At 68.4% G+C, this 25,929-nt stretch carries 20 protein-coding genes and 3 pseudogenes; 9 read left to right on the forward strand and 14 right to left on the reverse strand.

The genetic code is table 11. The annotated features are described in order from the left end of the window. Positions 1-242 precede the first annotated feature (242 nt). The 6 genes and pseudogenes from ACFYP5_RS37470 to ACFYP5_RS37495 form a co-directional block, all read right to left on the reverse strand. Complete coding sequence (locus ACFYP5_RS37470) at positions 243-830, reverse strand: TetR/AcrR family transcriptional regulator (protein ID WP_389044287.1); 588 nt, start codon at positions 828-830, stop codon at positions 243-245. Positions 831-943: 113 nt separating this feature from the next. Then, positions 944-2,455 carry an MFS transporter gene (locus tag ACFYP5_RS37475; RefSeq protein WP_389044289.1) on the reverse strand — a complete coding sequence of 504 codons (1,512 nt, stop codon included), beginning with the start codon at positions 2,453-2,455 and terminating at the stop codon, positions 944-946. A gap of 79 nt (positions 2,456-2,534) precedes the next feature. Further along, positions 2,535-3,878 (reverse strand): NAD(P)/FAD-dependent oxidoreductase, encoded by a 1,344-nt coding sequence (locus ACFYP5_RS37480; RefSeq protein ID WP_389044366.1) that lies wholly within the window; start codon positions 3,876-3,878, stop codon positions 2,535-2,537. Between the two features lie 108 nt (positions 3,879-3,986). Continuing rightward, positions 3,987-4,934: pseudogene (gene cydB, locus ACFYP5_RS37485) on the reverse strand (cytochrome d ubiquinol oxidase subunit II); the annotation flags it as partial. 22 nt (positions 4,935-4,956) lie between these two features. Next, a pseudogene (locus ACFYP5_RS37490) lies at positions 4,957-5,711 on the reverse strand (cytochrome ubiquinol oxidase subunit I). A gap of 130 nt (positions 5,712-5,841) precedes the next feature. Continuing rightward, a complete protein-coding gene (locus ACFYP5_RS37495) occupies positions 5,842-6,471 on the reverse strand; it encodes a hypothetical protein (RefSeq protein ID WP_389044290.1) in 630 nt (209 codons plus the stop codon). Between the two features lie 435 nt (positions 6,472-6,906). Between ACFYP5_RS37495 and ACFYP5_RS37500 the strand changes: the two genes are divergently transcribed. Continuing rightward, positions 6,907-7,299, forward strand: a complete 393-nt coding sequence (locus ACFYP5_RS37500; protein WP_389044292.1) for a hypothetical protein — start codon at positions 6,907-6,909, stop codon at positions 7,297-7,299. A 220-nt stretch (positions 7,300-7,519) separates the two neighbouring features. Then, a pseudogene (locus tag ACFYP5_RS37505) lies at positions 7,520-8,534 on the forward strand (HoxN/HupN/NixA family nickel/cobalt transporter). Positions 8,535-8,835: 301 nt separating this feature from the next. Here the strand turns inward: ACFYP5_RS37505 and ACFYP5_RS37510 are convergent. The 5 genes from ACFYP5_RS37510 to ACFYP5_RS37530 form a co-directional block, all read right to left on the reverse strand. Beyond that, complete coding sequence (locus ACFYP5_RS37510; RefSeq protein ID WP_389044293.1) at positions 8,836-9,453, reverse strand: malonic semialdehyde reductase; 618 nt, start codon at positions 9,451-9,453, stop codon at positions 8,836-8,838. A gap of 148 nt (positions 9,454-9,601) precedes the next feature. Beyond that, the gene (locus ACFYP5_RS37515) at positions 9,602-11,620 is read right to left on the reverse strand and encodes an acetoacetate--CoA ligase (protein WP_389044296.1); all 2,019 of its coding nucleotides are present in this window, start codon (positions 11,618-11,620) and stop codon (positions 9,602-9,604) included. A gap of 16 nt (positions 11,621-11,636) precedes the next feature. Beyond that, positions 11,637-13,250 carry a bifunctional 3-(3-hydroxy-phenyl)propionate/3-hydroxycinnamic acid hydroxylase gene (locus ACFYP5_RS37520; protein WP_389044297.1) on the reverse strand — a complete coding sequence of 538 codons (1,614 nt, stop codon included), beginning with the start codon at positions 13,248-13,250 and terminating at the stop codon, positions 11,637-11,639. After that, complete coding sequence (locus ACFYP5_RS37525; protein ID WP_389044299.1) at positions 13,247-14,185, reverse strand: fumarylacetoacetate hydrolase family protein; 939 nt, start codon at positions 14,183-14,185, stop codon at positions 13,247-13,249. Before ACFYP5_RS37525 ends, ACFYP5_RS37520 begins: the two co-directional genes overlap by 4 nt. Further along, entirely contained in the window at positions 14,182-15,327 is a 1,146-nt protein-coding gene (locus ACFYP5_RS37530) for a VOC family protein (protein WP_389044302.1), read from the reverse strand. Before ACFYP5_RS37530 ends, ACFYP5_RS37525 begins: the two co-directional genes overlap by 4 nt. 137 nt (positions 15,328-15,464) lie before the next feature. On the opposite strand from ACFYP5_RS37530, the gene ACFYP5_RS37535 reads away from it, so the two are divergent. Then, the gene (locus ACFYP5_RS37535; RefSeq protein ID WP_389044306.1) at positions 15,465-16,100 is read left to right on the forward strand and encodes a TetR/AcrR family transcriptional regulator; all 636 of its coding nucleotides are present in this window, start codon (positions 15,465-15,467) and stop codon (positions 16,098-16,100) included. A gap of 595 nt (positions 16,101-16,695) precedes the next feature. On the opposite strand, the gene ACFYP5_RS37540 is transcribed toward ACFYP5_RS37535, so the two are convergent. Beyond that, entirely contained in the window at positions 16,696-17,742 is a 1,047-nt protein-coding gene (locus ACFYP5_RS37540; RefSeq protein WP_389044308.1) for a zinc-binding dehydrogenase, read from the reverse strand. A 134-nt stretch (positions 17,743-17,876) separates the two neighbouring features. Then, on the reverse strand, positions 17,877-21,098 hold the full coding sequence (locus ACFYP5_RS37545; protein WP_389044311.1) for a bifunctional cytochrome P450/NADPH--P450 reductase: 3,222 nt from the start codon (positions 21,096-21,098) through the stop codon (positions 17,877-17,879). Between the two features lie 234 nt (positions 21,099-21,332). Here ACFYP5_RS37545 and ACFYP5_RS37550 point away from each other — a divergent pair, with 234 nt between their 5' ends. Both ACFYP5_RS37550 and ACFYP5_RS37555 read left to right on the forward strand, forming a co-directional pair. Beyond that, positions 21,333-21,956, forward strand: a complete 624-nt coding sequence (locus ACFYP5_RS37550; protein WP_389044313.1) for a TetR/AcrR family transcriptional regulator — start codon at positions 21,333-21,335, stop codon at positions 21,954-21,956. 288 nt (positions 21,957-22,244) lie between these two features. After that, a complete protein-coding gene (locus ACFYP5_RS37555) occupies positions 22,245-22,703 on the forward strand; it encodes a transposase family protein (protein ID WP_389044368.1) in 459 nt (152 codons plus the stop codon). Here ACFYP5_RS37555 and ACFYP5_RS37560 read toward each other — a convergent pair. After that, a complete protein-coding gene (locus ACFYP5_RS37560) occupies positions 22,660-22,905 on the reverse strand; it encodes a DUF6368 family protein (RefSeq protein WP_389044315.1) in 246 nt (81 codons plus the stop codon). The two genes, ACFYP5_RS37555 and ACFYP5_RS37560, sit on opposite strands and share 44 nt — an antisense overlap. A gap of 307 nt (positions 22,906-23,212) precedes the next feature. Here ACFYP5_RS37560 and ACFYP5_RS37565 point away from each other — a divergent pair, with 307 nt between their 5' ends. The 4 genes from ACFYP5_RS37565 (at position 23,213) to ACFYP5_RS37580 (ending at position 25,886) form a co-directional block, all read left to right on the forward strand. After that, positions 23,213-24,319, forward strand: a complete 1,107-nt coding sequence (locus ACFYP5_RS37565) for a hypothetical protein (protein ID WP_389044318.1) — start codon at positions 23,213-23,215, stop codon at positions 24,317-24,319. 73 nt (positions 24,320-24,392) lie between these two features. Then, positions 24,393-24,563: a hypothetical protein gene (locus ACFYP5_RS37570; protein WP_389044320.1), complete on the forward strand. Its 171-nt coding sequence runs from the start codon at positions 24,393-24,395 to the stop codon at positions 24,561-24,563. 47 nt (positions 24,564-24,610) lie between these two features. Then, entirely contained in the window at positions 24,611-24,976 is a 366-nt protein-coding gene (locus ACFYP5_RS37575) for a hypothetical protein (protein ID WP_389044323.1), read from the forward strand. Positions 24,977-25,038: 62 nt separating this feature from the next. Beyond that, a protein-coding gene (locus ACFYP5_RS37580; RefSeq protein ID WP_389044325.1) for an IS5 family transposase occupies positions 25,039-25,886 on the forward strand; the annotation gives its coding sequence in 2 pieces (ribosomal slippage) (positions 25,039-25,381 and positions 25,381-25,886; 849 coding nt in all). The last annotated feature ends 43 nt before the right edge of the window (positions 25,887-25,929 follow it).

The raw sequence follows: 25,929 nt of genomic DNA on the forward strand, positions 1-25,929 counted from the left end.
CACCAGAAGCCTGCGGCCTGTCTCAGGGCGCTGTGGCAGAGGCTTTGCTGCAGGTGGAGCTGCAGTTCAAGGCAAGCGGGGACTCATGGTCTGCTGCCGGCAATGCCAACGGGGCCCGGCGCGCGGCCGGGCGGAAGAAGGGCCGACCGTCCTGGTCGACCCCGGTTGAACGGAGGGTGACCGGCCGGGCCGGAGCTCACGGCCACCCCGGCTCGCCTTCGTTCACCCGGGACTCGGCGACGCTAGGACCAGCCCTGCAAAGCGGCATCCACGATGGCCTCCACGGTGTCACGTCCCAGGCGGTTCCCTGCGAGAAAGCGCTCGAAGAACAGGGGGCCCGCGGTGGCCATGGCGAACGTCTCGGGGGTGACCCCGGGCCGGAGCCGGCCACACTCGACGGCGGCGGCCACAGCGGGACGCAGGGCATCGGCGATCTGGCTCACCAGCGACTCCCGGAGGCGGCGCATGCCTTCGTCGTGCCGTGAGCCGCCGAGGACCGCGGCAAGGACGGCACCTGCTTGCTCGTCGTCCCACCGCTCGGCGAGCGCGCTCATATGGTGAACGAGCTCCGCTCGCGGATCGTTGCCTGAAGCGGCCCGAAGCTTCGCAGGCGCGGGAGGTAGCGGAGGCATGCCGGCTTCCAGTGCGGCCAGGCGGAGGTCGAGAAGGCCGGGCCAGTGCCGATAGACCGTGGCTCTGCCGACGCCGGCGCGGATGGCAACCGACTGATGCGTCACGGCCTCCAGTCCGCCCTCCGTGAGCAGCGCGGTGGCCGCCGAGACCATGGCGTCACGGCTGCGCAGCAGACGCGGGTCAGTTCTCTCTTCCAACCTATTGCACCCTTCTGTGAGACAACCCGGCTTACACCTTACTATGAGTCATACTGTCTCATAGGGGAGTGAGGGGGAAACCGAGGAGAGTCTGCGCGACTCCCGGGCCTGAGTTACATGTGAACGACAGGTGCGGCGTTCTCGTCCTGCTGGGGCGCACCCCGGCGGTAGAGCAGGGCGGTCACGACCAGGCCGATGACGAAGATGGCCGCCGACCACCAGTAGGCCGTGGAGTAGCCCTCGAGGCCGGCCTGGGCCAGGACGCCGGGGTCCTTGGGGTTGCGGCCGGAGAGGTAGTCGGTGACGGCGTCGGAGGCCATAGTGCTGAGCAGGGCGACGCCGATGGAACCGCCGACCTGCTGCAGGGTGTTGACGGCGGCCGACGCCACCCCGGCGTCGGAGGAAGCCACGCCGGAGGTGGCCAGACTCATCGCGGGCGCTATGACCGTGCCCAGCCCGATGCCGATGAGCACCAGCTGGGGCAGTACCTGCGTCACGTATCCGCTGTTCAGGCCCAGCGCGGTCATCCAGACCAACCCGGCGGCCGCGATGGCCATGCCCAGCGGCACCACCGGCTTGGGTCCGATGCGCGGCACCACGACGTTGTTGGCCACGGCGGAGGCGAACGACGATGCCACGATCATGGGCAGGAAGGCGAAGCCGGTCTGGAGGGCGGTATAACCGAGGCTCTGCTGCAGGTAGTAGGTAAGGAACAGGAACACACCGAACATGCCCGCGCCGACGACAAACAGGGCAGCGAAAGAAGCGCCGCGGTTACGGTCCAGCAGGACCCGCAGAGGCAGCAGCGGATACGCCGCCCTGCTCTGCCACCAGACGAAGACCGCCACCAGTACGGCGCCGGCCGCCAGCACGCCCCAGGTCGCCACCGAACCCCAGCCGTGCGTCTCGGCGTTCGAGAACCCGTAGACCAGGCAGAACAGGCCGGCGGAGACCAGCAGGGTGCCGGGAACGTCGAGCTTCGAGGACGTGTCGCGCGGGGTGCGGTGCAGGAGGGCCGCACCACCGACGAACGTCACCACCGCGAAGACCACGTTGACGTACATGGTCCAGCGCCAGTTCAGGTACTCGGTCAGAACCCCGCCGAGGATGAGGCCGATGGCCCCACCCGCGCCGGCGACCGAGCCCGCGACGGTGAAGGCCTTCGCCCGCTCGCGTGGATCGGTGAAGGTGGTCATCAGGAGCGACAGCGCGGACGGGGCCAGCAGGGCAGCGAACAGGCCCTGGATCGCGCGCGCGGTGACGAACATCCCGAAACCGTTCGCCGCGCCTCCCAGCATGGAGGCAGCCGCGAAGCCGGCCAGACCCACCAGGAAGGTCACCTTCCGCCCGAGAAGGTCTGCGACCCGGCCGCCGAGCAGCAGCAGGCTGCCGAAGGCCAGCGCGTAGGCGGTGACCACCCACTGCCGGTCGGCGTCCGAGAAGCCCAGGTCGAGCTGGGCGGACGGCAGGGCGATGTTCACGATGGTCCCGTCGAGGACACCCATCAGCTGGGCGAGGGAAATGACCAGCAGGATCCACCAGCGACGCTGGTGTGACGGGTCGACAGGCACATTCGCAGGTGCGGTTTCAGCGCCGTGAGCGGTGACGGCGACGTTCTGGGACATAGGACAGCCCTCCAGGTAGCGGACGGGGGTATGGCGGAGAGGGAAGGGACCAGACCGGTCCCCCTCAGGGGAGAGCGGCTCACGCTCGCTCGTCGGGCGGGGCCGGCGTGGCCGCCTCGGTGAAAGGGTCGCGCGGGTGCTCCAGTTCGATGAGGCCGACGGTTTCCCGCTTCAGGAGCGAGGCCAAGAACCAGTCCACGAACACCCGTATCTTGCGGTTCAGCGTCGGCACACGACTGCCGTGGTAGAGGCGGTGGAACCACCACGCCGGGCGACCCTTGATTTTGATCCTGTTGAAGAGGATCGCGACGCCCTTGTGGAGGCCGAGGCCGGCCACCGCGCCCAAGTTCTTGTGCCGGTACACCTTCGGCGGACGGCCGCGCAGAGCCGCGATCACGTTGTCCGCGAGCACCGGAGCCTGACGTACGGCGTGCTGCGCGTTGGGCGGGCACCATGCGCCCTCTTCAGCGGCCAGGTCGGGAACCTGGGCGTTGTCGCCCGCGGCCCACACGTGGTCCAGGCCCCTGACCTGGAGGGTGGGCCGGGTGTCGACGTGGCCACGCGGACCGAGCGGCAGGCCGAAGCGGGTCAAGGCGGGACTGGGCCGGACACCGGCTGTCCACACGATCGTGGAAGCATCCGTCTCGACACCGTTCGTCAGGATCGCGTGCTGGTCTACGCAGGACGCCATGGAGGTCTCGAGGTGCACGTCGATGCCGCGTGCCTGAAGCTTCTCCATGGTCCAGACACCGAGGTCCGCACCCATCTCGGGCAGGATGCGACCGGCGGCCTCGACCAGGATGAAGCGCATGTCTTCCCGGCTGACGTTGCGGTAGGCCCGGGCAGCGTCGCCGGCCATGTCCTCGACCTCCGCGATGGTCTCCACCCCGGCGAAGCCGCCACCGACGAAGACGAAGGTCAGGGCCTTGCGCTTCACCGTCTCGTCCGTGGCGGAGTCAGCGCGGTCCAGCTGGGCCATGACGTGGTTGCGCAGGCTGACGGCCTCCTCGACCGACTTCATGCCGATGCCGTGCTCGGCGAGGCCGGGGATCGGGAACGTGCGGGAGACCGAGCCGAGCGCGACAACGAGGTGATCGAAGGGCAGCTCGAGCGCGTCACCCGCCGCGGCGCGGACGTGGGCGACCTTGTCCGCCTGGTCGACGGAGACCATGTGGCCGGTGACTACCTCCGCGCCGGTCAGGACATCGCGCAGCGAAGCGACCAGGTTGCGCGGGGCCACGTTGCCGGCTACCGCCTCCGGCAGGAAGGGCAGGTAGGTCATGTACGGGCGGGGGTCCACGACCGTGACCCTCGCCTCGCCGCGGCGCAGCTTCTTCAGCAGACGCATCGCGGTGTAGAGACCTACGTATCCGCCACCGGCGATGAGGATGCGTGGCCTGTCCGGGACAGGGGCAAGGGCCATACCGATTCCTTGTGTGTGAGAAGGCGCGCGAGAGGGGGCGTGAGCGGGTCCGGGTGAGTCGGTCCGCGGGATGTGGTGGGTGCCGATGCGCTTGCGGAACACCCAGTAGCTCCAGGCCTGGTAGCCGATGACCAGCGGAGCGAAGACGGCGCCCACCCAGGTCATGATCCCCAGCGTGTACGCCGAGGAGGACGCGTTGGTGACGGTCAGACTCCAGGCCGGATTCAGCGTGGACGGCATGACGTCGGGATAAAGAGTCAGGAACAACGTGGCTGCCGTGGCCGCCACGGTGACGGCGGAGAAGGTGAACGCCCACCCCTCACGGCGAGCCCTGGTGCAGGCGAGCGCGAGGCCCCATGCGGCCAGCGCGAGGACCGTCGTCGCCAGGCTGCGGCCGTTGCCGCGGTCCACCTGCGTCCAGACCAGGAAGGCCGCGGCGGGCGCGGCGGCCAGAGCACCGAGTCGGAAGGCGAGTGTGCGAGCACGGACGCGGATGTCGCCGACGGTCTTGAGCGCGACGAACACCGCTCCGTGGACGGTGAAAACCGCCAACAGGGTCAGCGCGCCGAGCAGCGCGTAGGGGTGAAACAGGCCGCTCAGACCGCCGGTGTACACCTGCCGCCGGTCGATGGCGACGCCGTGGACGATGTTGGCGAAGACCAGCCCCCACAGCAGCGGTGCCAGCAGCGAGCACCAGAAGATGGCGTGCTCCCAGTTGCGCTTCCACCGTATTCCGTCGCGCTTGGGGCGGTACTCGAAGCCCACCGCCCGCACGATCAGACAGACCAAAACAGCGAACAGCAGGAGGTAGAAGCCGCTGAACAGAGTGGCGTACCAGCCCGGGAAGGCGGCGAAGGTCGCGGCGCCGGCCGCGATCATCCACACCTCGTTGCCGTCCCAGACGGGCCCGATGGTGTTGAGCAGCACGCGGCGTTCGAGCTCGTCACGGGCGAGGAGCTTGGTAAGCACGCCGACACCGAAGTCGAAGCCCTCCAGGACGAAGTAGCCCGTCCAGAAGAAGGCGATCAGCAGGAACCAGAAGTCTTGGAGGTGCATGGCTAAACGTCCTGACGGCCGGTCAGTAGGCGAAAGTGAGGATCTTGTCGTCCTCGGCGGAGGACGGATCACGCAGCCGGAGGTCAGGCTGCGGCGGCTGTTCGTCGAGGCGGGGGCCGGCCGTGGCGTACTTGACCATCAGCCTGACCTCGATGACGGCGAGGACGCCGTACAGGACGGTGAAGCCGATCAGGGTGGTGAGCATCTCCGCGGCGCTCACCCCCGGAGAGACGGCGTCCGAGGTGCGCATCAGGCCGTAGACGACCCATGGCTGGCGGCCGGTCTCCGTAAAGATCCAGCCGAACGAATTCGCGATCAGCGGGAATCCCAGTGTCCAGATGGCCGCTCGCCAGGCCCACTTGGTCAGGAACGGCCCGAGGGCCCGGTTCCTGGTGACCATCAGGTGCGGCACCTCGTCCGACCGGGTGACGAAAGCCGGGGCGATCCAGCGCTGGTTGCGGGTCAGCCACAACCCGGCCACGCCGACAGCGACGGAGGCCATCCCGAACATGATCATGAAGCGGTACGACCAGTACGCCACCGGGATGTTTACTGGAACTCCTGGACGAGGCCGGTGACCACACCCATCACCATGTTGATGAGGAAGAGCTTCCCCCAGAACTTGGTGGCGTGGAAATACTTCTCCTGCCTCGTGCGCACCCACGCCGTCTCCAGGCCGGCCGTGATGCCGGCCAGACTGATCGTCAGCGGCACGAAAAGGTAGTGGTAGACGGTGGTGATTCCGAACTGCCAGCGGGCTATCGCGTCGGGTGCCATGGCCGTACCAACTGCCTCTCCACGGGGTTCAGGCGGCTTTATGAAAGTGAATGCATTCACAAAGTTGCCTATGGCTAGCGGTCGATGCCCCGGAGGGGTGGGGGTGCCCCCTCCGGGGTGTGGGGAGGGGTCAGCTGGCGGCCTGGGCGAGGAGTGGCTGGAGGGCGGGGTGGGAGAGGGCTTCCTCGGCGGCGGGGTTGTCCAGGACTTCCTGGAAGGCGGCGTTGATCCGGTGGGCCTTGACGATCTCGGGCATCGTCAGGGAGCTGACCGGGTTCCAGTAGGCGGCGGCCTGTTGCTGCCCGTCCTGGAGGATCTGCTTCATGCCGGCCATGTTTGCGAGGATGTGCTCCTCGAAGCCTTCGCGCGTCTTGTCGCCGGTGAGTGACTTAAGGCCGCCGGACTGCTCGATCCACGGGGCGATCTTGGTGTCCCACTCGGTGGTGTGCTGCATCCAGGCCACGAAATGCTCGAAGCCGACGGTCAGGAACGCGTCGTCGATGTAGGGGTCCCACTCGGTCTCGAAGGTGGTGGCCCACAGCAGTTCCGTGCCGTTGTTGAAGATCACGTGGCGGGTGTCCCGCAGACCGGTCTTGATGGTGTCGGCCATGGTGCCCTGCGCCAGGGCGTCGCACATCTGCCGGCAGGCCGCCGCGCACTCCTGCTCGTGTCCCGGCTTGATGTGGAAGTAGGTGGCCAGCTCGGAGACGACACCGTCGGTGCGGCCCTTGCCGGCCTTCTTGGTGATCGTAGAGGTCATGGTTTCCTCCAGTAGAGACCTTGTGCGCTAACGCAGCGGCATTTACGACATCTGCGGATAGTCGCGAAAGCTGATCTTTCGCGACCCCCTATGTGAGACAGATTGACTCACAGTCAATCTATGAGTCAACTTGTCTCATAGTGACCTGTGCCACGCATGCCTCGAACTCCTCGCCCCGCAACGACCCTTGGTGGCTGCGACGCTCTGTGCTCGACACTTCCATACGTCGTATGGTACGAATTGAAGACGCTTCCATACGACGTATGGAACATCGTGGAGTGCCGTCTTACCGGTGGCCTCTGCTTCGAGTGGCTGCCGGCCCGACTCTCACCAGGAGTGAATCGCGCCGAGCGGCTACGCCAACAGATGGCGCATCGCATCACCTGCATGAGCAATCGCTGGGATCGCGGATCGCGCCCACTTGAAAGGAAACCCATGAGGAAGCTCACGAAGCGCATTTCTCTCGCTGCCGCCTCCGCCGCGGTCGCGGGTGGAGCCGTTCTCGGCGCCGGCGGCACTGCCTCGGCCGTGACTCCTGTATCCGCGCATGTCCAGCCCTCAGCCGTCAGTGTCAAGGCCGACGACAGCCGCTGGCACCACAACGTCGCCTACCGGCACAACCACGAGGAGAACTACTACTGCTGGGGCGACTACGGCAACCGCCATTACTACGACCCGCAGTACAGCGACTGCTACAACCACTGGTACCGGTACGACCGCCACGGTCACTTCTACCGCTGGGATGACGAGGACCGCGACTGGAAGCGCATCTGGAACTACCGGGACGACTGGAACGGGTCCCACCACGACTGGAGCCGCGGCAGGTGAGACCGGCGCCGGGTGCACCGCGGGCTCAGCAGTGCACGTCGTCTGAACGCGTATGAAGCGCCCGGTAGGCGGGAGCGGGTCAAAGACCCCTTCCGCCTACCGGGCGCCCGTGCGACGCCGCACGTCGCCACTGACCTGGCCCGAGAAGCGAAGGAAGGCCACGCATGACAGGCACGCACCCCGGCAGCCCCCTTCACGCTGGCGCCGTATATCCGGCTCGATGAGCCGTGTCGAGTGGGGCCGGCGCCGGAATGCCCACGTTTATCATCGCGCTGCATGTCATCGGGTGGTTCATGCTGGTGGCGATCGTGGTGCCGGAGCACTACAGCCTGGGTGCCAAGGGCTTCGGGATCGGCATCAGGGTGAGCGCCTACACCCTGGGCATGCGGCACGCGTTCGACGCCGACCACATCGCCGCGATCGACAACACCACCCGGAAGCTCATGGAGGAGGGCCGACGCCCCCTGTCAGTAGGATTCTGGTTCTCCCTGGGGCACCTCCAGCGTCGTATTCGGGCTGGCCCTCGTACTCTCCCTGGGAGTCAGAGGCCTCGCTGGACCGGTCCGCGACGACAACTCCGAACTACACCACGTCACCCAGCTGATCGGCACGACCGTCTCCGGGACGTTCCATGCGCTGCGGCCACGTCGACGAGGCCGCGCTGGAGCAACAGCTCAACAACCGCGGCCTCGTCAACCGCCTGCTGGGGCGCGTGATGAAGTCGATCACCAGGCCATGGCAGGCAGATGTATCCGCTCGGCCTGCTGCTCGGCCTTGGCTTCGATACCGCCACCGAGGTAGCTCTCCTGGTGCTGGCCGGCTCCGGAGCGGTCTCCGACCTGCCCTGGTACGCCACTTCTCTGCCTGCCGGTCCTTTTCGCAGCCGGAATGAGCCTGCTCGACACCATCGACGGTTCTTTCATGAACTTCGCCTACGAGTGGGCCTTTTCCAAGCCGGTACGGAAGGTCTACTACAACCTCACCATCACCGGCCTGCCCGTCGCCGCCGCGCTGATCATCGGCACCGCCGAGCCGCTGGGTCTGCTTGCCGACAAGGCCGGCCTGCACGGCATGTTCTGGGACTGGACGGCCACCTGGACCTGAACACCATCGGCTTCGCCGTCGTCGGTCTCTTCTTCGCCCCGTGGGCTGCTTCCCTGGCCGTGTGGAAGTTCGGACGTATCGAGGAGAAGTGGACCGCCGGGCTGCGCCCCGCCGAGCGGCAGGCCGACTGACAGCGGGTGACGCGTTGGCTCGGACGGAGAACGTCATCCCTTGTCGCGGTGGCGCACTGCTGTGCCGAACAGCCGCCAGCTCCGCCTGGCCGCCCCTCACCTCCCAGGTCTCGCCCGGCAGTGGACAAAGCACCGGCAAGCAGCGCATCCACGAACTGGTGCGGCTGGCCGCAGGCGTGGGAGAAGTAAGCGCCGGTACTCAAGAGAGTACCGGCGCTCACGTCATGGGGCCTCTCACCTCCACGCCGACCACTCTCGGTGCTCGGATTTCGGCTTCCGGGTGACCCGGCGGCAGGGGCCGTCAGGCCCAGGTGACGGCGTCCTCGACGGGCACGCGGGGCAGCCGCGGGAACCACGGGTCGGCGCCGGGGTGGCCGATGTTGACCACCAGATGCGAACGCCAGTTGGTACCGGTGAAGAACTCCTCGTCCACGCCGGCCCTGTCGAAGCCGGCCATGGGACCCGCCGCGAGCCCCGCTGCGCGCACCGCGAGCAGGAAGACCCCGGTCTGCAGTGCCGAGTTGTATGCTGCGATGCTCTCGCGCTTCTCGGCCTGGTCGGCGAAGGCCGCTCGCAGCATCTCGCCGCGGGCCGGGAAGACTGTCGGCATCTGCTCGTGGAAGTCGATGTCGTACGCCAGGATCGCCACGGCCGGCGCACTGAGCGTCTTGGCTCTGTTGCCCTCGTCGAGATGCCGGGCCAGTCGCTTTTTGCCCTCGTGGGTGCGCACGAAGAGCACGCGCAGAGGCTGACCGTTGGCGGCGCTCGGCGACCAGCGGGCGAGTTCCCAGATCATGGCGAGTTCGTCGTCGGCAACGGCCACCTCGGCGAAGGTGTTCGCGGTGCGGGCCTCGGTGAACAGCACCTTTCGTCCGGGATCGTCAAGGACGTCGAGGGTCTGCGGTTCGCGGTCGGTCATGCTCATCATTTCTCTCTTACTTCGGATGTGTGTGGTGCCGGGGCGGGTTGACCGCCCCGGCACCACCCCGTGGGGACGGGGTTTGCGGAGCCGGGCGGGGCACAAGGACCCGGTGCTGTCACGTGGGCCTGTGGTTCCCTGACCGACGTCATGTGTGGTGTGTTGAGCGTTTGTTCCGCTCCGCGCCCAGGCGGGCGAAGTAGGCGATCAGGTCGGGGTTGTCGACCGCCGCGGGGTTCAGGACCTGCTCGGTGGGGACGCCCTGGAGCAGGCGCTTGACGGGAACCTCGAGCTTCTTGCCGGTCTTCGTGTGCGGGAGCGCCGGCACGGCGAGGATCTCGTCGGGGACGTGGCGGGGTGAGACGCCGGTGCGGATCGCGTCGCGGATCCGGTCGCGCAGGGAGTCGTCCAGGCCGACCCCGTCGGCGAGGACGACGAAGAGCGGCATCCAGTAGCCGCCGTCGGGTTCCTCCGCGCCGATGACGAGGGCCTCGATGATCTCGGGTAGGCGTTCGACGATGTCATGGATGTCGGCGCTGCCCAGGCGCACGCCGTTACGGTTGAGGGTGGCGTCGGAGCGGCCGTGGACGATCACCGAGCCGTGCGAGGTGAGCGTGATCCAGTCGCCGTGCCGCCACACACCGGGGTAGGCGCCGAAGTAGGCGTCGTGGTAGCGGCTGCCGTCGGGGTCGTTCCAGAAATACAGCGGCATGGACGGCATGGGGCGGGTGACGACCAGTTCGCCGACCTGGTCGAGGACAGGGGTGCCCGTCTCGCCGTAGGCGGCCAGCGCCACGCCCAGGCTGGGGGCGGACAACTCTCCCGCCCAGACAGCGGTCGTGGTGGCGCTGCCGGCGAAGCTGGAGACGACGTCCGTGCCGCCGCTGGTGGAGGCCAGTTGGACGCCTGCGCCCACGTGGTCGCGGACCCAGGGGTAGGTGGAGGCGGGCAAAGCGGAGCCGGTGCAGCCGATGACGCGGATTGCCGACAGGTCGTGCGCGGAGGGTTCGATGCCCAGCTTGGCCATGGCCAGCAGGTACTGGGGGCTGGTGCCGAAGAGGGTGACCTTGTGGCAGGCCGCCAGCTCCCACAGGATGTCCGGGCGCGCCTGCGGTGCCGGGCTTCCGTCGTAGGTGCAGGTGGTGGCACCGGTCAGCAGGGTGGAGACGACCAGGTTCCACATCATCCAGTGGGTGGTGGTGTACCACAGCAGGCGGTCCCCGGTGCCCAGATCGCAGTGCAGGCCGAGCATCTTGAGATGTTCGAGCAGAACCCCGCCGTGCCCGTGGACGATGCCCTTGGGCACGCCGGTGGTGCCGGAGGAGAACACCACCCACAGAGGGTGATCGAACGGCACCGGGGCAATAGAGAGGTCCTCGGTGCGGGTGGCCGCGTGATCCCAGGGCACCGTCAGACCCGGGTGCCCGCCCTCGGGCCAGGCAAGGCCCACGTGTTCCACGACCACCGTGCCCTTCAGCGTTGGCAGGGCGGCGGCCAGTTCGAGTGAGGCGGCACGGCGGTCATGCGTAGTGCCGTTGAAGAGGTAGCCGTCCGCGCTGATGAGGACCTTGGGTTCGAGCTGGGCGAAGCGGTCGGCGGCGGCCTTGGGTGCGTAGTCCTGGCCGCACACCGACCACACCGCGCCCAGGCTGGCGGTGGCAAGGAAAGCGATGATGGCGTGGGGGGTGTTGGGCAGGTAGCCCACCACCCGGTCGCCCTGTCCGACGCCCAGGTCGCGCAGGGTGGCTGCGACGGAGGCGACCCGGGCGCGCAGTTGCCGGCCCGTGATTTCGTAGCCGGCTCCGGTCTCGTCCAGCGCGGTGATCGCGGGCGCGTCCGGGCGAAGGTTGCGCAGCGCATGGTGGGCGTAGTTGAGGGTGGCGCCGGCAAACCAGCGGGCGCCGGGCATGGTCTCCTCGGCCAGCACACACTGGTACGGAGTCGTCGCATCGATGTCGAAGTACTCCCACACCGCGGCCCAGAACCCCTCCAGGTCGGTGACCGACCAGCGGTACAGGGCCTGGTAGTCGGTGGGTTCGTGGGCGCCAGGGGCACCCTTGTGCCGGGTGGCCCATTGGGCGAAGTCCGCGATGCGGCTGTGCGCGGCCGCCTCCGGATCGGGAGTGAAGAAGGGTTCCGGGTACGGTGCGAGGTGCGGGGTGGTCATGGCGTGGTGCTCCTCGTCAGGGGACGGGCCGAACATCGGCGGTATGGCGGGCCGTGTGCAGCAGGGGAGCCCAGGCGGCGGTGTCCGTGAAGGCGCCGGTGCCGGCCGGGACGGTGTCCAGCACGACGCGGTCGGGGCGCAGCAGCACGGCGTCCGCCCGGCCGCGTGCCAGCCAGGCGGCCAGGGTGTGGTCGTCACCCAGGTCGTCGAGGTGGATCGTGGGTGAGCCCAGTGCTGTGGCCACGGCCGTCATCTGCGCGGTCGGCGGCACGGTGGTCAGGACGGCGAAGGAGTTGCCGAGCGCGTCATCGAGGCGCACTCGCCTGCCGTCGTGCAGTACATACGGTTGCGGGCAGAAAGTGCCGGTCAGTACGCGCCCGGTCAGCCGGGGACGGCGCCGTACGAGTGGGCCCGCGGTCAGGGCTGGGCTGAGGTCACGACTCACCGCCGCGGTCGCGCCGGGGATGCGACAGAGCGTGCCCACGACGGCCCGGCGGAACGCCGCACCGCGGTCCTGGCCGCCGGTCATGGCCCAGCCGACGGCGACCGCGACGCGGATCACATGGCGGGCGTGCGGTTTGCGCTCGCGCTCGTAAGTGTCCAGCAGCCCGTCGGGTGCGCCCTGTTGGAGGACGCGAGCGAGCTTCCAGGTGAGGTTGTGGGCATCACGCAGGCCCGCACACAGACCCTGCCCGACGAAGGGCGGGGTGAGGTGGGCGGCGTCGCCCAGCAGGAAGACGCGCCCTCGGCGCCACTGGTCGGCGAGGCGGGCCAGGAAGGTGTACTGCGCCTGCCGGATCACCTCGAAGTCGTCGCCCGGCGAGGCGTCGGGCGGCAGGTCCACCCACGGGGCGACCAGCTCGCGCAGGCGCTCCCACCCGTCCGGGCCGTCCAGGTGCTCGCTCTCGGCGAGCCGGAACTCCCAGCGGTAGCGGTCCTCCCCGACGCGCATGAACGTGGCCGGCCGGGTGGGGGAGCATATCTGCTCGGCGCCCTCCCAGGTGCGCACCGGGAGGCTGGTGCGCACGTCGATGACCCGCCAGGTCTCCTCGAAGTGCAGGTCCTCCCAGACGGCGCCGATGGCGTCGCGGGTGAGGCTGCCCGCGCCGTCGCAGCCGAGGACAGCATCGGCCCGCACGTGCTCCTCCTCGTCGCTGCCGTCGCGGCGGAAAGTGACCTGGACCGGACCCGTCGGAGCGTGTGATCCGTCGGCGTCCTGGGTGACGGACACGACCTCCACCCCGCTCCACAGCTCGCACTCCGGGCGGCGCGCCAGAGCCTCGCGCAGCAGGCGTTCCAGCTCCGGCTGGTCGAACATGCTGGTCTGCGGGAAGCCGTGGTGTCCGTGCAGGGACCGCGGGAACTCGGTGATCACGCGGCGCCGGGGGTCCAGCAGCCGCAGCCCGCGCGCCGGGCGGGCGACGGCGGCGAACTCCTCGTGGACACCGACGCTCTGCAGGATCCGGCGGATCTCGTCGTCCGCGACGACAGCGCGCGGCAACGGGTAGATGTCCGGGTGGCGTTCGAGAAGCAGGCTGCGCACTCCGTGCCGGGCGAGCAGGAGGGCGGCCGTGACGCCGACGGGTCCCGCACCGATGATCACCACCGGTTTCCGGGAAGTGGCGCTCACGTGGCGTCCGTAACGGCGTTCCGCTGTTCGCCCAGGTCGATCCGCCCGTCCGGGGTGGCGATCGTAGCGGTGATCAGGTCACCGTTGCGCAGGTAGTGCGGATTCTTGGCCTGGCCCTTGAAGAACGCCTTCCACTTCACCGCGGGCGGCAGCAGGGCACTGATCTTCGCGACCGGCTTGGGCGGAGCCTTGAGTGCGGTGCCGCCGGGCGTGCCGGTCAGCAGCAGGTCGCCGGGCTCGAGCGTCTGGAAGCGCGCGAGCAGGGTGAGGGCCTGCGCGGGTCGTACGATCATGTCGGCGAGTGTGCGGTCCTGGCGCGGCGCGCCGTTGACCGACAGCCGCAGCCGCAGGTTCAGCAGATGGGCGAAGTCCTCGGGCTCCAGCAGCGCCAAGTACGGCCCCGTGGGAGTGAAGGTCGGGTAGGACTTGCTCTCGTAGAACTGGGTCTTGGTCAGCTGGACGTCGCGGGCGCTGACGTCGTTGGTCAGGACAAGACCGGCGACGTAGTGCGGCAGGTCGCTCTCCTTGACGGTTGTGCCCACGGGCAGGGGTGCGCCCATGACGAGGCCCAGTTCCACCTCGTAGTCGAGGAACTTCACGTGCGCGGGGCGGACGACCTCCTCGTGCGGGCCGCTGATCGAGCCGGACGCCTTACGGAAGAAGGTGGGCGGTACGTCGCCGGTGAAGCCCGAATCGCGGGCGTGGCTGCGGTAGTTGACCATTTGGGCGACCACTCGGCATGGCGTGGTCACCGGAGGCAGCGCCACCAGGTCGGCGACGGGCGTGCCGCTCTCGGCGGAGCCGGCGGCTTCGCGGACCGCGTCCCGGTCGGCGAGCAAGTCGGCGGTGGTGACCGCCTTGGTCTCGATGCGGACGGCGCGTTCGTCCCGGACGACCCACCAGCCGTCGGTGGTGCGCAGAATATTGGTGCTCATGAGCTCATCGCTTTCATCAGGCCCAGCAGGCGTGCGGGGTCGAGTTCGTTGTCGCCGCGCAGGGCCGTCATGACCTCGCGCAGCTTGGCGGGGGACGGGTTGGTGCCCAGGAAGTCGCGGGTGACCGGCGGGCCCCACTGGGCCAGACCGCTCGCCGACATCGGCGCCCACCCGGGTTCGAGGTCGCAGGAGAAGAGATCGCCGTCGGCGAAGTGCTCCACCATGAAGTGGTCGGGGTCGCGCCAGTAGTCGAAGAGCTGGCTGCCCTGGATGTGCCGGCCGATGCCCCAGCTGCGCTGGTAGCCGCGCTCGGCCAGGTACTCGCCGCCGGCTCCGATAGCGTCGAGGTCGGTGACCTGGTAGGCGGAGTGGACGTAGCCGGTGCCGGGCCCCAGGTGCAGGGCCAGCGTGTGGTGATCGACTGCCATGCTTCCCTGGTCGCAGCGGATGAACGCCATCGTCGGACCGCGCCCGCGCTGTCCGTCCAGGAACAGGAAGTCGGACACGATCAGTCCGAGGGTGTCCAGGTACCAGTCCAGGGTGCGGGCGAACACTGGTGTCTCCAGCACCACATGACCCAGCCGCTGGATACGGGACGGTTCACGCGGCGGTCGCTGGGTGGCGTTCGTGCGGCGTTGATCGGTGCCGAAGTTGAGGACCAGCGGGGGCTGCTCGGGCAGTGCGGGCAGCTGTTCGGCGCAGTGCACGACCCGGACCGGAAGGCCCGAGGGGTCGAGCATGGTGACTGACTGTCCACCGCCCGGCACGTGGATGTCCCGGACCGTGCTGCCGGTGACGCGGGCCAGCCGGTCGAGATCGGCCCGCTCGGCCGCGCGGAACGCCGGCCCGATGAACCGGGACGCACGCCCGCGCCGGATGACCATGCAAGGTGGGCCCGCGAACGTGCCACGCAGCCACAGCTCCTCCTCGGTGCGGGCGGCGGTCGCGAACCCGAAGTCGCGCGCGAACACCTCGGCCCTGTCCAGGTCCGGCTTCTCGAACTCCAGCCAGGCCAAGTCCACCACCTTGATGACCGGGTTCCGTGAGCGTCCGGGATGCTCGCCGCGAAGGGCGCCCTGCTCGCTGTGGAGGTCTTGGTGGGGCGTCTGAGGAGCGGCTCTGTTAACGGGGGTGCGGGACATGGTGTCCTCCAGGCAACATTGCTGTAATGAGGAAATCATCAACTATGCGGTTTCTCGTCGTCAATAGAGTGAGACCAAAGAATTGATGCTTTCATCAGTGATGGCATACTCATCGCGACGGTTGTTACACTCGCCGTATGCCGACGTCAGCCCCGACCAAGAACCGTTTCGAGCGGCGCCGTGCCGAGACCCGTCAGGCGCTCATCCGTGCGGCCCGGCACATCCTCGCGGAGACCGGGGACACCAGCGCCAGCATCCAGGCCATCGCCGAGCGCGCGGACGTCGGTTTCGGCTCCTTCTACAACCACTTCGAGTCCAAGACGGAGCTGTTCGACGCCGCGGTGACGGACGCCCTGGAGGAGTTCGGGCAGATCATCGACGAGCACGTACAAGGGATCGACGACCCGGCCGAGCTCGTCGCGGTGGGCTTCCGGCTCACCGCCCAGATGGCCGACTCCCACCCGGAGCTCATGCAGATCCTGCGTGACCGCGGTCTGGCCTACATTCACTCCGACCGCGGACTCGCCCCGCGAGCCCTGCGCGACCTGGAGGTCGGCATCGCCTCGGGCCGCTTCACCTGCAGCAACGCGACCACCGCCCTGTCCGCCGTAGGCGGCACCCTGATGTCCCTCGTGGCCCTGCGGCTGGCCCGCCCCGACCTCGACGGCGACGAGACCGCCTCCGACCTGGCCGAAATGTCCCTGCGCATGCTGGGCGTCCCCCCGGACGACGCCCATGAAGTCATCCGGCGCCCTCTGCCCACCCTCGTCTGATGCGGCGTCGTCCAGGTCATGTCGACCGCGAGGGCTCGGAGCGCCGTCGATGCCCCTCTGCCGCACACAGAATGCTCCGGACGCGGAGCGCAGGCGACGAGAAGCATGGTCACGGCAGCCTCCCCTGTGAGATCCGCCGGGGTGGATACGACGACGTTCTCCTCGGCGAGGGCCAGCATCAGCGCTTTTAGCGCCAGCGCCAGCGCGAGTACGGGTGGCGGGGACGTGGTCCGCGAACATGCCTTCGTCCTGACCGTGGGCGGTCTCCGCTGTGCCGGAGGTGGATGGGCCGTGCGGCCGTAGGCGGGCGGACTGTGCGCCGCTTCGGGGGACGTCGGGTTCTGGCACTCAGCTACGAGTCGGCGGCAGCGGTTCCGCGGCCCGCGGCACAAGGGGTCAGCTCACTTTCCGAGCCGGCGATCGCAGCATCGAGCGCACGGCGAGGTCACCGGCGCCCGTGCCCGAGCTCACCTGAGCCGGAGTCGGCGGCCAGGCCGCCTGGATACCGGAAAGCCGTGGACGCCGGTGCCCCCTCAAGCACCGGCGCCCACTCACCCCTGCCCGAGGTGGTCTTGATGAACTTTCTGTTCAGTTATCAGGGGACGAGGATGAGACGGATCGGGTCGCCGATCTTGTTCTCCAGTCGGCGGACCGCGTCGGCGGCTTCGGCCAACGGGAGGTGGTCGGTGATGGAGGGGGCCAGGTCGAGGCGCCCGCTGGAAGCCAGCTGCACCAGCTCGACGACGCCCTCGGGGGTGGCACCGTAGTGGCCGCGCACCTGCTTCATCATGTAGTTGAAGGTCAGGCCCTCAGTGATGGTGAGCGGCCTGGGGGTGATGCCGACCAGGATCAGGGAGCCGCCCATGCCGAGCACAGAGGCGGCCTGCTCGCGGACGGCGGGCACGCCGGCACAGTCGAAGGCGAAGTCCAGGCCCTTTCCAGCGGTGGCCTTGCGTACCTGCTCGGCGAAGTCGGGGGCGGCCGGGTCGAGCGCGAGGTCCGCTCCGAAGGACAGGGCGCGCTCGCGGGCGCTGGGCAGCGGGTCGACGGCGATGATCGGTGCGGCGCCGGCCAGGCGGGCGACGCGGACGTTGTGCGCGCCGACTCCGCCCACACCCCAGATGCCGACGGACTGGGCGGGTCGTACGCCTGCGGTGGCGACGACGGCGGCGTAGGGGGTGGAGACCGCGTCGGGGATGATCGCGGCCTGGTCGAACGGGAGGTTGTCGGGGATGGGTACGAGGGTCTCCTCCGGGGTGACCATGTAGTGGGCCCAGCCGCCGTCGTAGTCGATGCCGGCGGTACGAACCTCGGTGCAGGGGCGGCGGCGCACGCAGCCTTCGCACTGGCCGCAGACCTTGCCGGCCTCGATGGCGACGCGGGTGCCGACAGTCAGGCCGCGCTTGAGGTCGGAGCCGAGCGTGTGGATGACACCGGCGACCTCGTGGCCGACCGTGACCGCGTCGGACTCCAGGAAGAGCGGGGCGAGGGAGCCGTCGAGCAGGTGGACGTCCGACAGGCACACGCCTGCGGCCTTGACCTCGACGAGCACCTCGCCCGGGCCGGGCACCGGGACGGGGACCTCTTCCACGACGAACTTCTTCGAGTCCACGTAGAAGCGTCCGGCGAGCATGGTGTCCATGGTGAGCTGCTTTCTGTGAGCGGCACTCCCGGCGGTTCGGGCCGATCGGTGCCGTGAGTGGTGTCTGGCGGGCTTGTGGTGGCCGGGAGGCGTGCGGGGTCAGGACCGCCGCACGCCCTCCCGGCGTCGGGGGATCAGGCGAAGACGTCCTGCTGGTAGCGCTCGTCGGCCTCGAGCTGGGCGAGCCACTGCTGGGCGGCCTCGTCGTCGGCGCCGGTCCGCTGGCGGTAGATCGCGGCGAGGGCCTCGCGCACGGCGGGCGCCATGCGGCGGCCGTCACCGCAGACGTAGATGTACGCGCCGTCTTCGATGGCCTGCCACACCGTGTCGGCGGTGTTGGCGATGGCGTTCTGCACGAACCGGGCCGCGTGGCCGGTCACCGCGGAGTAGGCGGTGTGGACCTGGGCGATCCCGGACTGCTCCCAGTTCTGCATCTCCTGGCGGTAGAAGTAGTCGTGCTCCGGGTGGCGGCAGCCGGTGAACACCTGCGACAGGCCCACCTGCGTGCCATTCTCGTGCTGCCAGGCGCGCTCCTCCAGGAAGCCGCGCAGCGGCGCGATGCCGGTGCCGGGGCCGATGAGGATCAGCGGCGTGGCGGGGTCGGCCGGCGGAGCGAAGGTCGGGGAGGGCACGCGCACGTAGCCGTAGAAGACGTCACCGGGCTCGAGGCCCGCGATGTAGGAGGAGCAGGTGCCGCGGTACTGGCCGTCACCGGACAGCGCGGGGCCTTCGAGGAGGCCGACGGTCAGGCGCACCTGGCGCGGGTTAGCCAGCGGGGCTGAGGAGATGGAGTAGAAACGGGGACGGATCGGGCCCGTCATCTCCAGGAAGACGGCCAGCGGCAGCTCGACCGCGGGGAAGCGCTCCAGTAGGCCCAGCACGGAGACCCGCTTGCCCAGGATCTCGCTCTGGTAGCGCTCCTCGGCTTCGGTGGTGTCGGCGATGTAGGCCTGCAGCTGCGGCCGGGTCCACGGGCACTCGGTGTACTCGGCCAGGGCCTGGATCTGGGAGCGGGTGGCCACGTCCTGCAGCTCCAGGAACTCAGTGAACAGCAGGCCTGCGGTGACGGGGGTGCCCACGGGCAGGTGGGTGCGGCCGCCGGCAGGCTGGTCGAGCCGGAGCACCTGGTCGCGGTCGACGCCGAGCCGGGCGAGTGTGCGGCCCACCAGCGCCGGTTCGTTCTTGGCGAAGACGGCCAGGTGGTTGCCGGTGTCGTAGGTGACACCCTCGGGGAGCTCGATGGTGATGGACTTCGCGGACGGGCGCGGCGGCTCGATCTGGAAGTCCCACAGGCCGGTCGCGTCGGCCACGAGTTCCTCGTTGGCCACCACCGTGAGGGGGTAGGCCTGTTCGGAGACGATGGCAGGGCGCACGTCGGCCTCGGTGAGCAGCTGGACCTGGTAGCGCGGGCCGCTCGCTTCGGAGGTGTCTGCGGCGTACTCCTCGGCCAGGGTGGCCCACAGGGTGTCCATCCAGCGACTCGCCATGCCATCGAAGTCACCAGCGGCATCGGCGATGCCGCGCTCGATGACGGGGGTGGCGCCGGCGGCCAGCAGGCCTTCCTCGATCCGCTTGGGGAAGGCCTGGTAGGTGGCCACCCACTGGGTGTTGCCGGCGCCCAGCAGCGCGAACCGCACGTTCGACAGTGAGCCCTCGGGCAGACCGGCGGCGAGCAGGTCGTCGAAGCGCTGGGCGTTGTCGGGGGCCTTGCCGTTGTAGCTGGCGGCGACGACGGCGAGCAGGCCCTCGGTGGGCAGGTTGTCGCCCATCTCGTCCAGGCTGATCAGCGTGGTGCCGAACCCGGAGCGCTCGCCGCGGTCGGCGATGGTGCGCGCCAGGTCCTCGCAGGAACCCAGGCTGGAGGCGTAGGCGACGGTCAGGTTCACCCCGACGCCGCTGACCGCGGTCTGCCGCTGAGTGTCGTTGGTCTCCAGGTCCGCAGCGCCGAAGACGGTCCGCTCGTGCTCCTGGCGGGTGCGTACGACGAGATTGAAGTCGCCGGGCTTGCGGGTCAGCGCTTCCCGGACGTCCATCTTGTAGTCGTTGGGGTCGGAGAACTTGAACTTCTGCAGGACGAGCGCGAGGGCGAGGCGGGCCTCGGTGAGCGCGAACTGGCGGCCGATGCAGGCACGCACGCCGTTACCGAACGGCTTGTAGGCGTGCGGGTGCTGCTGGACCCGGTTCTCCGGCAGCCACCGGTCGATGTCGAACTCGTGCGGTCGGTCCCATGCGTTGGGGTGGGTGTGCAGCGGGCCCATGAGGAGGTTGACCCGCGTTCCCTTCTTCAGCTCGTAGCGGCCGCCGATGACGGTGTCCTCCAGCGGGGCCTTGCTGATCGCCGGGATGGGAGCCCACAGGCGCAGGGTCTCCTCCAGGATCCGCGGGATGACGTCCATCTGCATGACCGTGTCGTAGTCCGGGACGGTGTCGCCGGGCAGCAGGCGGTCCACCTCGGCGTAGGCCTGGGCCAGCACGTGCGGGTTACGCATCAGCGAGTAGGTGGCGAATGACAGCAGACCGCTGGTGGTCTCGTGACCGGCGATCAGGAACGTCACTACCTGGTCGCGGACGTTGTCGTCGTACAGCCGCTCGCCGGTCTCCGGGTCGACCGCTTCCAACATCAGCCCCAGCAGGTCCTCCTCAGTGCTGCCCTGCCCCTCACGGCGCTCTTTGATCACACTGCCGACCAGGTCCTGCATCAGCTGGATGTTCTCGCCGTACTTCTTGGCGTCGGCCTTGCGGAGCTTGGTCATCATCGGTAGCTCCTGGGAGCGCCGCAGCGACTCGATCAGCGACTCGAGCAGCGCGTTGAGGAAGGGGTGCAGCTCCTCCTTGGCGAAGGAGTCGAATCGGTAGCCGAACCCCGTCAGGGCGATGGTGTCCAGGGTGAGCCGGGTGTAGTCGTCGGTGATGTTGACCGGCTGGCCCTCCCTGCTCTCCCACTTGCCCACCAGGTCCTGGGCGATCTCCAGCATCTGCCCGTAGTAGTTCTTCATGGCGCGCTGGCTGAAGGCCGGCAGGAGGATCCGGTGCGCCATGCCCCATTCCTCTTCGCGCTGGTGGGCCGTGAACAGGCCCGCGCCCGTGAAGTCCCGGACGTGCTGCAGCGGCGTCTTCTCGATCTGCTTGAAGAATCGTGTCTCGTCGGAGACTTCGGCGATCAGATCCGGGTCGTAGACGAAGACCTGCTCGATGCCCGCGATGTCCATGCCGTAGAGGCCCTCAGGGAACTGCTTGGACAGCTCGCCGAAGTACGCAACCGGGTTGGTGTCGGGGATCTGCGGCGTGTGGCCGAGGAGCGGGATCCCGCGCGGGGACCGAATGGGGCGAAGGTCGTTCGCGGAGTTCGTGGTCATGGCTTGTTCCTCTGTGTGGAGGGATGGGCAGGGGCGCCGGTCGATGCCGCGGTGCACCACAGAAACGTACGCCGTATGGAACATTCACCATACGGCGTATGGAAAGTTGCACGCAACCCGGACCGCTCGAGCGGCCGCTGCGGTCCGGCTCAGTTCCATACGTCGTATGAAACTGATACCATACGGGGTATGGAAAAATTGAAGCGGCCCTCGCGAGGAACCAGGAAGAGAGATGTGCCTCTGACCGAGGCCGGGATTTATGCCGCCGCCCTGCGGCTCATCGACACGGACGAGGTCGAGACACTCACCATGCGCAAGCTCGCGACCGTGCTGGACGCGAACCCGATGTCGCTGTATCACCACGTGCCGAACAAAGAGGCCGTGCTGCGCGGCGTCGCGAGAATGGTCGGCACCCAGTTCCGCACCGTGACGCTGGAGAACGCTCCCTGGCAGGAGCGCATCCGCCTGCTCGCCACGGATTTCCGGACGCTGGCGCACCGCCACCCCAAGCTCATGGCCTACTCGTTCAGCCACCAGCCGGACTTCATCCAGCGTGAAGACCCGTTCCTGGCTGCGCTCACCGCGATCCTGGGAGCCGCAGGGGTGCCGCTCCCGGAGATCCCGGAGACCGCTGCTCTCGTGTGCGCCGTCGTCACCGGTGTCCTTACCGCCGAACTCAACGGCGCGCTCCACCAGTGGGCGAACCTCAAGCCCCCCACCCTGTCCACTGCCGACGAAGACGGACACGCGAATCCAGGCCCCGATGAGGACCGCGTCTTCCGCCTGGTCCTGGACACGCTCATCACGGGCCTGGAAAGCCGGCTCGCAGCCGACGGTGACAGCCATGCCAGCCATTGAGTCCGTGGCCCCAAGACATTGCAGCCCGAGGGCCGCATAGACGCCTGGCTTTGTCCAAGAGAACGGGCTCTGGCTCAGCTTGTGTGATCCGTGCACTGTGAGTGACGACTGAACTCTCTGCAGAGCCTCGGGAAGTTGCCTCAAAACGAGCAGTGGCAAGAGTGATCGGGCCGACAGTTCGGGGCTGTGAATGAGATCTTGCTCCGGCTGGAGGAGTTGTTGTTCCCGTCGATCGCGGATGTCGCCGTACTGTCGGTCGACCTGAACATCGCGATAGTGCGCGTTGATGTGCAATGCACCGCAACAGGCGCCTCGCGTCCAGGGTGCGGAGCGTGGTCCGCCCAGGTCCACGGCTCCTACCTGCGGTATCCCACCAATGTTCCGAGTGCGGGACGAAGCGTCGTACTCCAGCTGCGGGTCCGCCGGTTCGCCTGCCGGACAGCAGAGTGTTCGCGCCGCACGTTCGTCGAGCAGATACCCGGTCTGACCCGAAGGCATGGCCAGCGGACCGAGCGGCTCCGCTCGACCCTGGCCGCGATCGGCCTCGCCCTCGCGGGCCGGGCCGGCCCCGCTTGGCCGGCATCGTCGGTGCGTCGGTCAGCCGCAGCACCGTCCTGCAGCTGGTCAACGCACTTCCCGAGCCGGAAGTGCCAGCCCCTCGGGTGGTTGGCGTCGACGAGTACGCGACCCGCAAGGGCCGCCACTACGGGACCGTTCTCGCCTCGTCACCGATGCCGGGGCCCATGAGAGAGACCATGACGGGCCGACGTCCGTCGATGCCCCCGGTGTCGGCGATGCCAAGGCTCTCCGCGTGAATGTTCAGGTCGTACTCGTCGACCCGCTTCTCTTCAAAGTGAGATGAGGAACGGACAAGGAGATCCCGGAGCCGCCGGATGGATTCGGGTGGGACGGGCTCCGCCAACTCAATCACCAACACCGGTCCACTCATGACGAGAGCCTAGCCAGCCTGGGGTTCATCCCCAACCGGTTACGCAGCGGGCTCCCTTCACGCAAGCTGAGCCAGAACCCGAGAATGGGCAGCAGATGTTCACCACTTCGGGAGGCGCCACAGGACACCGAGAATTCGAACACTGAGTGCGTCGCTTGCCGTAGTCGGAAGCGGCGGCTGGCACTTGCCCGCGCGGCGTTGATACTCCACGACGGTGGCGGGTGCCGTTCCCGCAACGGATGAGAAAACATGTTGGCTGGCTGCCGGCGAGCTGCGACGATGCGTCTGTTTCCCAGGCGGAGGACATTTGTTCGTTTTCGTGTGTGCGGGATGCGGCGCCGAGTTGACCACCCCGCTGTCCCAGGTCTCACTGCCAGTCCACGCCCGTCAGAAGTACGGGAACGGGGCCCAGCTTCCGGTGCTCATGGAGTCCGGGACGTTCGCCCTCGACCCGGACCCCTGGGGAGGGCCGTGGCGGATGTGGGACGAGATCGATCCGGGCGAGGCGGAGGCACGCGGCATCTACGCGCCGGTCCACGCCCTGTCCGACAGCACGCCCGGGGCGAGTGTGATCGCGCCCGGTGATATCCGTGGAACCCGGCTGATTCCTGAGAAACGCGGCGGTGCCTGCTGCGGCCTCGACGGAGCCGACGGGCCCAACATGGCCTGCGAGACATGCGACCTCCCCGTGGCGACCAGGGTCGACGACTGTTCACTCTGGCAGGCAGTGCGGCTCAGCCCGGACGCCGTGCACCGCGTCCCCGTTGACGGTATCCACGCTGCGCCCCTCTCCTGGGCGGAGCTGGCAGAGAAGGGGGAGAAAACGCCCCCGTTCGAGCCGATTGCCACGTGGGGAGGACGGCTGGGGTCGAACCACTACTGGTCGTGGAGTCCGCAGTGGGAGGCGGCAGCCGGCCGGGCGCTCGCCCACCTGCTGGCAGCCTCGGATGGTCGGCCGGTGACGGTCCCGCACGGCCTGATCGCGGAAGTGTTCCAACGCGCCCTTGATGCCCTGTTGCCTGCGGGCCCGCCAGCGCGGCGCGCCGTCCTGGCCGGACCGGGACTGTCCGTCCCTGACGTGGACACCGACATACTCCTTCTGCCGACCCACCCGCAGACAGGGGAGCCCTGGAGCCCGACCGGCCCGGCCGCATCGGCATACCCGGTGCCGCTGCCGTTCGGGGTGTGGATGTGGCTGGCTTTCCCCGAGCCGCGCCTACACCTGCCCGCGTCGGGCACCATGCCCGACGGCGTTCTCCGCGACGACCCGCCCCCGCCGCGTCCCCATGACCTATTCCGGGCCGACGCGGGAACCTTCCAGCACACCCTGGTCCGGCTGCCGGCCGTCCGCAGCCCATGGTTGCGCGAGATCCTCGAGAACCTCACGCAGTACATGCGCACAGGCGTGTTCTAGCCGACACAGTGGGCGTCCGTGCTCACTCTCCGAAGCTGCCGCAATCGAACAGTGCCGAGCAGTGGCGCCCGCCATGGAACTCACGCAAGCGACCGTCAATGACCTGTTGACCCAACTCGGCCCGGGGGACAGCTACATGTACCTGCCCAGCTACCTGGGACCGCAGGACCTGCCGACCTGCTCGACAGCAGGTACGGCGCTCCGCGCACCCTCGTCCTCGACGGCTTCACCGATCCGACGGTAGACGAGTCCAGGGGTGCGGCTCTCCTCGTCCCCTTCGAGGACCGGGTCGTGAAGATAAGAGCGTGGGTGTACGGGGACCAGTGGATCGGCACGGGTGCGGCGCGGGACATCGAGGGGGCCGAGCGGCCGGTGTTGGCGGTGGCTCACAGGGGGGTGCCAGCACCCTTGGCGGTCGCTCCGCACGAGGACGTCGACTGGGTGGAGCGGCTCAAACGGATCACCGGCTGGACACAGCCTGCCCAGCGGCCGGACGTGGACTGGGCTGAGGTGAAGTCGCGCCTGGGCGCCGTGCTGCCGAGCGACTACAAGCGCATGGTCGAGACGTTCGGCGAGGGTGTCTTCGACGGATTCCTGGACTTGAACCAGGAGCCGTGGACGCATCTCAGGGAGGGCGGTCTGCTCATCTGGGCTTAGAACTCCTAACGAAATGATCTCCGAGGTGGTTGGATCACTCGGGGACTATCCGGGGGTGCTGAGTGGCTCGGCCAAAGCCGTGGCATGTCGATGACGAGCTGTGGGCGGTGGTTGAGCCGCTCTTGCCGAAGGTGGAGCGCCGGGCTCGGCACCCTGGACGCAAGCGGCATCCGGACCGGCTGGTGTTCCAGGGCATCCTGTTCGTGCTGCACACCGGAATCGCTTGGGAACATCTGCCACAGGAACTCGGCTTCGGCTCGGGCATGACCTGTTGGCGCCGCCTGGTCGAGTGGACCGAGGCCGGCGTGTGGCCCCGGCTGCATCAGGTACTCCTGGCGAAGCTGCGTGGAGCGAACGTCCTGGACTTCTCCCGGGCGGCTGTCGACGGCTCCCACATCAGGGCGCTAAAGGGGGGCCCAAGACGGGACGAAGCCCTGTTGACCGGGGCAGGACGGGCAGCAAGCACCACCTGATCACCGATGCCACCGGCATCCCGCTTGCCGCCACCCTGACCGGCGGCAACCGTAACGACGTCACCCAGCTCATCCCGCTGCTCGAAGCCGTTCCGCCGGTGCGAGGCAAGCGTGGCCAGCCCCGGCGCCGCCCGGATATCGTGCTTGGTGACCGCGGCTACGACCACGACAAGTACCGCCGCCTCGTGTGGGCCCTCGGCGTGAAGCCAGTGATCGCACGCCGGGGCACCGAGCACGGCTCCGGCCTGGGCACCCAACGCTGGGTGGTGGAGCGCGCGTTCGCCCACCTGCACTGGTTCCGCCGCCTGCGGATCCGGTGGGAGATCCGCGACGACATCCACGAAGCCTTCCTCACCCTCGGATGTGCGCTCATCTGCTGGCGCCGTCTGAATGCACCCTGCCGTATACCGGCCGAGGACACTGTTGCAGGATCCTGAGGTCGGGACCCAGCGCCGGGAGGCACGCCATCACCATCATCAC

The organism is Streptomyces sp. NPDC005262 (assembly GCF_042872425.1).
Lineage (GTDB): Bacteria > Actinomycetota > Actinomycetes > Streptomycetales > Streptomycetaceae > Streptomyces.